The sequence below is a fragment of the Candidatus Eisenbacteria bacterium genome, from assembly GCA_030017955.1.
GTDB lineage: Bacteria > Eisenbacteria > RBG-16-71-46 > JASEGR01 > JASEGR01 > JASEGR01.
On sequence record JASEGR010000125.1, the window covers coordinates 1 to 4,897 of the forward strand.

A 4,897-nucleotide genomic window follows, 5' to 3' on the forward strand; every position below is an offset into this window, starting at 1 on the left:
CTTATGCCCAAGGTGAAGGTAAACGATATCGAAATATACCACGAAATACATGGAAACGGTTTTCCCTTTGTTCTAATCGAAGGACTCAGTTACAGCACATGGATGTGGTTCAAGCAGGTACCGAAGTTCTCCAAACACTTTCAAACTATCATCTTTGACAATCGGGGCTCGGGAAAGACGGATAAACCGGATATCCCATATTCCATTCAACTCTTCACGAAAGATCCTATCTGGGATTATGATTCGGAGGTCTTGAATGTCCAACCCTAGAGCAACCGCCGGTATCCTCAGCTTAGCCGCCTACATTCCCAGGGCGTTTCACGACGCCGAATACATCGCATCCCAGTGCGAGACACCAGCCGAGGTCATCCGGACAAAGCTCGGGTGGTACCAGAAAAACATCCCTGGCCCGGGGGATCAAACGGTCGCCATGGGCCTGAAGGCCGCCCGGAAAGCCCTCTATTACTCGGGTTTAGAACCGTCAGACATCGACCTGGTCATCTGGAGCGGGGAAGAGATCAAGGAGTATCGGAACTGGCCGGTAGGGCCGAAAATCCAGAAAGAACTGGGCCTGAAAAATGCGTGGTCGTTCGACATCCAGCAGCGGTGCGGCACCACCCTGGTTGCCCTCAAACTGGCTCGCGATATGATTCGGGCCGACGACCGCATCAACAATATCGTGGTCGCTTCAGGTTACAGGAACTCAGATCTGATTCACTATCCCAACCCGCGCGTTCGCTGGATGTACTATTTGGCGGCCGGTGGAGCCGCCTGTGTGGTCCAGAGGGATTGCCCTCGCAACGAGATCCTCGAAGGCCACTTCATGACCGACGGCTCCTTCACGTGGGATGTCTACGTGCCCCAGGGGGGATCGGCTGCGCCCATGACTCTCGAGGGTCTTCAAGAAGGAAAACAATACCTGGACGTGATGGATCCCGAGGGAATGAAGGAGCGCCTCGACAAGCTCAGCCTGAGCAACTGGCTTCTCTGCATCGACAAGGCCCTTGAGAAGAGTGGTTATACCCGGGACGATGTCGACTACCTGGCAACCCTGCTCGTAAAGCGAAGTGCCCATGACCATCTGATTGACCTGTTGGGATTGAAACCGGAACAGACCAGGTACTTTGCAGAGTTCGGTCACCAGGGGCAGAATGATCAGATCCTCTCGTTGGAACTCGCGATCGAGGAAGGTCGCATCAAGAACGGGGATCTCGTCGTCATGATCTCCGCCGGCATCGGCTATGCCTGGGATGTGCTGCTGTTGCGCTGGGGGACTCGAATCGAAAAGGAGGAGTAGAAGATGCTATACGGTGATTGGATTGGTCGTTGGGGAAGGAGCTTTCCGCAAGCCGAAGCCCTTGTGGATATTCCGAGGAACCGGCGTTACACCTACGGAGAGCTGAGAGACGATGTTCATCGGATGGCAAATTTTCTGGTATCCTATCTGCAGATTGGAAAAGGGGACAGGGTGGCTGTCCTCGCTCTCAACCGGGCGGAGTACATCACCCTCTTCTTCGCGACCAGCCACCTTGGGGCCATCCTGGTCCCGCTGAACTTTCGCCTAGCGGTGAACGAGTTTATCTATTATTTGGAGGATTCGACCCCCAAGGCCCTCTTTTTCGACAAAGAGCACCGTTCCGTGGTGGCGGAGCTAAAGCCCAAGGTCAGCATCCCCCATTATATCTGTTTTGATGAGGATGAGAGCGTCGGGCGAAGTCTCGCGTCCGTCTGGGAGAAGTTCTCCGCCGCCCCACCTCCTGAAGTGCGGCTGGCCGGTGACGACCCACAACTCATCATCTACACCTCCGGCACGACAGGGCTGCCCAAAGGGGTCGTCATGAGCTACGGCATGATTACCTGGAATTCGATCAATTCGAACATGGGCTGGGGCCTTCGCCGTGGAGAACGGACGATCCTTCACTCGGCCTTGTTCTATACGGCCGGCTGGAATGTCTTCACCCTTCCCCTCTTCCATTCCCTAGGAACCAATATTCTGATCCAGCGATTCGATGCAGATCTTGTCCTTGACCTCATTGAACATGAGCGGATCACAGTTTTTTTCGCTGTCCCGACTATGTACCAGATGATGATCGAATCACCGAAATTCGAGACCGCCGACTTCTCGAGCCTCTGGTTTATGGTTTCAGGAGGATCACCTCTCACGGAAAAGATCTTCGAGATATTCAAGAGGGAGAAAGGTATCCATCTCTGGGAAGGGTACGGACTGACCGAGGTAGGACCGAACTGTTTCATGGCGAATGGAAAACTGAAAACAGTTGGCCATCCTATGCCTCACGTCGATATGAAGTTGATCGATGGAGAAGGCAACGAGGTCGCCCCCGGACAAGAGGGCGAACTTCTTCTCCGCGGTAATCAAATGTGCTCCGGCTATTGGAATAAGCCCGAGGCCACGGCAGAGGTCATCAGAGAGGGGTGGTTCCACACGGGTGACCTCGCCAAGATAGATGAGGATGGCCATCTCTCCATCGTAGGCCGCAAGAAGGATATGCTCATCTCTGGAGGCATCAACGTCTATCCCGCTGAAATTGAACGGATCATCGAGACCCATCCCCAGGTAGCAGCCGCCGCGGTGATCGGCGTCCCAGACGAGAAGTGGGGGGAAGTTGGAAAGGCGGTCGTCGAACTGAAGCCAGGAGGAAGCCTCACCCTTGAAGAACTGCAAAAATTCCTAGGTGACCGCATGGCGAAATATAAGGTCCCCAAGTATATGGTCGTCGGGGATACGTTGCCACGAACGGTCGCCTCCGGCAAAGTGCAGAAATTCATCCTGAAAGAGAGACATGGGAGAGCGGACAACAAATAGGAATCTGTATGGACGGAAAAGAGAGCACGATCGGAATCGTCAGTTACGGCATTTACCTGCCGGATCACTTTGAAACTGCCGAGGAGGTCGCTGCGCGGGCCGGACTGACGTTTGAGGAGGTCATTGCGTTAGGAATTCGGCGGAAGTGCCGGCCCGCGGATGAAGACCAGCCCATCCCCATGGCAGTCAAGGCAGCGAAACAGGCCTTTGAGCGAGCTGGCCGCGTGAGGCCCGAGGAGGTGGATCTCGTTCTGTGGACGGGCGAGGAGTACAAAGACTACATCGCTCAGACAGCTTCGATCCGGCTTCAAGAGGAGGTGGAGTGCCGGAACGCATGGGCCTTCGACCTGGTCGATCAGGGGATAACGACCATTCTCGGCCTGCGGGTCGCTCGCGACATGATGATCGGCGATAGAAGCATCAACACAGTCCTTCTGGCCGGTGGAACCAGAAATGTAGATCTGGTGGATTACACCAACCCAAGTACGTGGTGGATGCTTCCCACTTCGGCAAGCGGCGGAGCTCTGTTGCTTCGACGTGGGCATCCAGCTAACGTCCTTCAGGAAACGCTTTTTCTGATCGATCAAGAGATGGCTGACGAAGTCTATGTACCCGGCGGAGGTACCATGCATCCCTTCAGCCCTGAAAATCTCGACACGGAGATAATGCATTACCATACTCCCAATCCCCCAATAGTCTCCAGTTACTTGAGCCTTCGATTCGCCAAGAGACTCATCGAAGTGATTCGGAGCGCCGCCGAAGCAGAGAAATCAGTGGACTACTTAGCCCTCCGACATCTTCACCCACGGGATCGGGAACAGGTGCTGAGAGAACTCAACCTCACGAATGAGCAGTCCGAACCACTTGAAGAAGTGGGCCACCACGGAACCAATGATCCCTTGATCTCTGTCGATCTCGCACTGAAAAGAGGAAGGATCTCGGATGGAGCGCGGGTTGTCCTTGCCTCTGCAGGCATTGGTTTCTCCTATGCCGCAGCAGTCATCCTTTGGGGCAGGAAGTAAAAGGACCACCAAGAGCAGTTCACATAAACGAAAGGAGGAGACATGGCTTATCTTGATTTGAAGGATGGTGCAAAGATTTATTATGAAGTTCATGGAGAAGGCGAATCCGTCATCTTCCTAAACGGTATCATGATGAATACCATGAGCTGGCTGCCCTTTATCCCTGAGCTATCCAAGAGGTTCAAGCTGATCCTGGTCGATTTTAGAGATCAAGGCCAGTCCTCCAAGTTGCAGGAAGGGTACGGTCCGGACATTCATGTCAGAGATGTCGTCAGCTTGCTCGATGAGTTAGACATTCCCATGGTTCACATGATGGGGGTTTCCTATGGTGGAGGGGTGGCATTGCATTTTGCGCTCAAACATCAAAAGAGGATAAAATCTTTCTGCCTTTTTAACACACCCAACCGAGTCACCAATCATTTACGGGAAATCGGCACGGCATGGGAGACTGCTGCAGAACTCAATGACGGAGAGAGGTTTTTCCAGCTCGCCGTTCCCTTTATCTATTCAGAGCCGTTTTATGAAACCCACCTGGATTTTTTGATCGAACGCCAGAAGATCTTTAAGTCCTTGTTAACCAAAGAATGGTTTGAGGGTTTTATACGACTATCCAGAAGTTTCAAAAATTATTTCATCTCTCCTGAAGAACTCAAGACCATTAAGGTCCCAACGCTTCTTGTTAGAGCGGATCTGGATATCATTGCATCAGGGCGTGCCATGAAGGATATTCACGAAAATATACCAAATTGCGAATTGATTACGATCCCAGAGGCTGGACATGCGGCATTTTTAGAGAAGATGAATGAATTCCTTACGATCCTGATTGGATTTGTGACCAAGCATTCCTGATCTTTTTGGGAAATGAGGGAGGCATTGCCTATGCCGTTTCAGGGAATAAATGGGATCCAGATTTATTATTAAGAACATGGAAAGGACGATCCGCTTCTTCTTATTCATGGCCTGGGCCTTTCGTAATAAATCCACCCTCTCAAAACTCAAAGAGTAACTCTATCTTGGGGGGATCAATTCAGCCTCCACCTCTCCTCCGAAG

The 4,897-nt window shown here is 52.4% G+C and carries 5 protein-coding genes; all 5 read left to right on the forward strand.

Annotation, left to right across the window (positions count from 1 at the left end):
• On the forward strand, window positions 1-270 hold a 270-nt coding region (locus QME66_12605), incomplete at its 5' end, for a hypothetical protein (GenBank protein MDI6809796.1).
• Entirely contained in the window at window positions 257-1,297 is a 1,041-nt protein-coding gene (locus tag QME66_12610; GenBank protein MDI6809797.1) for a 3-oxoacyl-ACP synthase, read from the forward strand. The genes QME66_12605 and QME66_12610, both read left to right, overlap by 14 nt.
• Window positions 1,298-1,300: 3 nt before the next feature.
• Window positions 1,301-2,824, forward strand: a complete 1,524-nt coding sequence (locus tag QME66_12615) for a long-chain fatty acid--CoA ligase (GenBank protein ID MDI6809798.1) — start codon at window positions 1,301-1,303, stop codon at window positions 2,822-2,824.
• Between the two features lie 8 nt (window positions 2,825-2,832).
• Complete coding sequence (locus QME66_12620) at window positions 2,833-3,846, forward strand: 3-oxoacyl-[acyl-carrier-protein] synthase III C-terminal domain-containing protein (protein ID MDI6809799.1); 1,014 nt, start codon at window positions 2,833-2,835, stop codon at window positions 3,844-3,846.
• Window positions 3,847-3,888: 42 nt separating this feature from the next.
• Window positions 3,889-4,695 (forward strand): alpha/beta hydrolase, encoded by an 807-nt coding sequence (locus QME66_12625; protein ID MDI6809800.1) that lies wholly within the window; start codon window positions 3,889-3,891, stop codon window positions 4,693-4,695.
• The last annotated feature ends 202 nt before the right edge of the window (window positions 4,696-4,897 follow it).

Bases quoted from the DNA above. Each gene is read 5' to 3' on its own strand.
- QME66_12610 (MDI6809797.1), top strand. From the start codon at position 257: ATGTCCAACCCTAGAGCAACCGCCGGTATCCTCAGCTTAGCCGCCTAC.
- QME66_12615 (MDI6809798.1), top strand. From the start codon at position 1,301: ATGCTATACGGTGATTGGATTGGTCGTTGGGGAAGGAGCTTTCCGCAA.
- QME66_12620 (MDI6809799.1), top strand. From the start codon at position 2,833: ATGGACGGAAAAGAGAGCACGATCGGAATCGTCAGTTACGGCATTTAC.
- QME66_12625 (MDI6809800.1), top strand. From the start codon at position 3,889: ATGGCTTATCTTGATTTGAAGGATGGTGCAAAGATTTATTATGAAGTT.